The organism is Mesorhizobium argentiipisi (SeqCode), from assembly GCF_037179585.1.
GTDB classification, from domain to species: Bacteria; Pseudomonadota; Alphaproteobacteria; order Rhizobiales; family Rhizobiaceae; genus Mesorhizobium; species Mesorhizobium argentiipisi.
In genome coordinates, this window is record NZ_JAPYKO010000071.1 from 1 (window position 1) to 2,844 (window position 2,844).

At 65.6% G+C, this 2,844-nt stretch carries 4 protein-coding genes; all 4 read right to left on the reverse strand.

The features are described from left to right. Positions 1 to 72 precede the first annotated feature (72 nt). The 4 genes from O7A05_RS33905 to tnpA all read right to left on the reverse strand — a co-directional run bounded on the left by O7A05_RS33905 (position 73) and on the right by tnpA (position 2,749). Positions 73 to 306 (reverse strand): hypothetical protein, encoded by a 234-nt coding sequence (locus O7A05_RS33905; RefSeq protein ID WP_337097759.1) that lies wholly within the window; start codon positions 304 to 306, stop codon positions 73 to 75. A 2-nt stretch (positions 307 to 308) separates the two neighbouring features. Further along, the gene (tnpC, locus tag O7A05_RS33910; RefSeq protein ID WP_337097761.1) at positions 309 to 1,985 is read right to left on the reverse strand and encodes an IS66 family transposase; all 1,677 of its coding nucleotides are present in this window, start codon (positions 1,983 to 1,985) and stop codon (positions 309 to 311) included. Positions 1,986 to 2,051: 66 nt separating this feature from the next. Continuing rightward, positions 2,052 to 2,399 carry an IS66 family insertion sequence element accessory protein TnpB gene (gene tnpB, locus O7A05_RS33915; RefSeq protein ID WP_040988572.1) on the reverse strand — a complete coding sequence of 116 codons (348 nt, stop codon included), beginning with the start codon at positions 2,397 to 2,399 and terminating at the stop codon, positions 2,052 to 2,054. Beyond that, the gene (gene tnpA, locus O7A05_RS33920; RefSeq protein ID WP_040988570.1) at positions 2,399 to 2,749 is read right to left on the reverse strand and encodes an IS66-like element accessory protein TnpA; all 351 of its coding nucleotides are present in this window, start codon (positions 2,747 to 2,749) and stop codon (positions 2,399 to 2,401) included. Before tnpA ends, tnpB begins: the two co-directional genes overlap by 1 nt. Positions 2,750 to 2,844: the final 95 nt, after the last annotated feature.

The following is a 2,844-nucleotide window of genomic DNA, read 5'->3' on the forward strand; positions in this document are numbered from 1 at the left end:
GTAGCCATCCGGCGAAGACCGCAGTCGTGCGTATCCGGCTGCCATGAGCCCCTGACCCACTGCGGTGCTGGGTCAAGGTTTCGATGGTGAGAGGCGATGATATTCTTCGAGGAGGAGTTTGACCTCCTCGATGCCTTCATCGGTGAAGGCCAGGATTCCGTCGTCATCGTTGGCGCCGTAGACCCAGATGACGCCGTCCTCGGGCTCGAGACCGAGGGTCAGGTCCTGGATGAGCGCTTCGCTGACGCCGAGGTCGCTGGCGACACGTTCGACGGTGGAGACGTGATGCACCTTATTGCGTTGCATGATCAGGCCGCCGCTGGCTGGGTCCGCAGTTTTGCGGATTTCCAATTCCACGGCAGCAAATCATCGATCCGCTGTGCTGGATGGGCCGCGATGCGCGCCAGGATATCGGCGAGCCAGGCCTGAGGGTCGATGTCATTCAACTTGGCGCTGGCGATCAGGCTGTAGAGAACGGCAGCGCGCTGTCCGCCGCGATCGGACCCGCAGAACAGCCATGACTTTCTGCCGAGAGCGATGCCGCGCAGGGCTCGCTCGGCTGCATTGTTCGACAGGCAAATGCGCCCATCGTCGAGGAACCGGGTGAAGGACGACCAGCGGCGCAGCATGTAGTTGAAGGCCTTGCTCAGATCGTGTCCGCGCGAGAGCTTGTCGCGCGTCTCGATCATCCAGCGCTCGAGTTCGGTGACCAGCGGCACGCTCCGCTCCTGGCGCGCGGCGTGGCGTTGGGCCGGCGACAGGCCGTTGATCTCGCGCTCGATATCGAACAGGGCATCGATGCGCTTCACGGCTTCAACCGCGAGCGGATAGACCAGGTTGGGCTTGTCGCCGCGCGCCTTCTTGCGCGCCGCTGCTTCGACATCGGCCAGCTCGAACACTTTGCGCCGGCTGTGGGCCCAGCAGCTGGCTTCCAGAACAGGCGCCGGCTGACGACCCGTCGCATAGAGATCGCCATAACCGCCAAAGGCATCGGCCTGCAGGATGCCGCTCCAGCCGGCGAGATGCACCGCGGGATGTTCGCCTCGGCGATCGCGGGAATAATAGAACACCGCCGCCGGCGGGTCGGCGCCGCCGAACGGTCGGTCATCGCGCACATAGGTCCATAATCGGCCGGTATCGGTCTTGCCCTTGGCCAGGACCGGCACCGTCGTGTCGTCGCCGTGCAGACGTGAAGCGGCCAGCACATGGGCTTCGAGCCGCTTGAACAGCGGCATCAGCGCCGCAGCGCCGGCGCCGACCTGGTCGGCGAGCGTCGACAGGCTGAGCGGCACGCCTTCGCGGGCATAGCGTTCAGCCTGGCGGTTGAGCGGCTGATGCTGGCCGAACTTCTCGAACAGGATCATCGCCAGCAGGCCAGGACCGGCCCAGCCGCGTGGGGTGGCGTGGAACGGCGCCGGAGCCTGGCTGATCGCCTCGCAGTCGCGGCAGGTGAACTTCTCCCGCACGTGCTGGATCACCTTCCATTGCCGCGGCACCACCTCCAGCGTCTCGGTGATATCCTCGCCCAGCTTGCGCAGCCGATGACCGCCGCAGCAATGGCAAGCGGCCGGTGCCGGCTCGACCACGCGTGCGCGCGGCAGATGCTCGGGAAATGGCTGGCGCGCCGGTCGTTTGCGCACATAAGGCGCCACCTCGGTGGTCCGGGCCGCGGCCTGTTCGGCGGCGATCTCGTCTTCGGTCGCCGTGCTCTCGAGCTCCTCGAAGGTGAGCTCCATCTGCTCGTGCAGGCGGGCGGAACGTTCAGAACTCTGACCATGCAGCGCCCGCTGCAGCTTCCGGATCGTCAGATCCTGGTGTGCGATCAGCGCCGCATCATCCGATGCCTTGGCCTTGGCGACCGCCAGTTCGGCCTCGACCAGCGCGGCGCGCGCGGCCTCGTCTTCGGCTCTGGCCAGCGCCGCGGCCAGCGCTGCCCTCAGCGCGCCGATATCGTCCGGAACAGCATCCTGGGCGGTGGCTACCATGCCCTGGAGTGAATCATAAAACGCCTCCGCTGACTCGCGGAAAATGGCGCAAACTCAAAGAAAAACTCAGCCCGCGCGCTCAGGGCGGAAGGTGTGACGCGGGTTGCGCCAATCGATCCCGTCGAGCATGTAGGCGAGCTGCGCCGGTGATATGGAAACCGTGCCATCCGCCGGCGACGGCCATAGAAACCGGCCCTTCTCGAGCCGTTTTGCATACAGCGACATGCCGAGCCCATCATGCCAGATAATCTTGATCAGATTGCCGCTGCGGCCGCGGAAGACATAGAGATCGCCGGCATGCGGATCCCGGCCCAACGTCTCCTGAACCTGCAGAGCCAGGCCTTGCATCCCGCGACGCATATCGGTCCGGCCGACCGCCAACCAGATCCGCACCTGGCTCGGAACCGGGATCATCAAACGCCCAGCGCCTTCACCATCGCCGCCGCCAGTGTCGGCGGCGTGTTCAGCGGAATCCGCAGCCGCATCTTGCCGGCGATCTCCAGCTCGATCACCGCTGGTGGCGCCGCCGGCACCGAAGCGGCGACAGGCTCGTCGGGAACCACGACAACTTCGGCAAAGCCCGTCTCGCGGGCTCTCATCGTGCGGCGCCACTTATAGATCAGGCTGGTCGCGACATCATACTGACGCGCCACCGCCGCCACCGTGGACCCGGGCGCGAATGCCGCGGCCAGTATCCGGCACTGATCCTCTTCACTCCAACGACGACGACGCTCAGGCCCGGTCAATAACGTCACATGGCTCATGCTGTGCTGCTAACTACGCTCGTAAGGACGACCTTAAGAGCGCAGCCTCGCTACCATGCCATGCTCGCGCAAGGCGGCCCTCGCCGGAGGCGTAC

What these genes read in the sequence shown, in the direction of transcription:
- tnpC (WP_337097761.1), bottom strand. Translation starts at nt 1,985, where the DNA reads ATGGTAGCCACCGCCCAGGATGCTGTTCCGGACGATATCGGCGCGCTG.
- O7A05_RS33905 (WP_337097759.1), bottom strand. Translation starts at nt 306, where the DNA reads ATGCAACGCAATAAGGTGCATCACGTCTCCACCGTCGAACGTGTCGCC.
- tnpB (WP_040988572.1), bottom strand. Translation starts at nt 2,399, where the DNA reads ATGATCCCGGTTCCGAGCCAGGTGCGGATCTGGTTGGCGGTCGGCCGG.
- tnpA (WP_040988570.1), bottom strand. Translation starts at nt 2,749, where the DNA reads ATGAGCCATGTGACGTTATTGACCGGGCCTGAGCGTCGTCGTCGTTGG.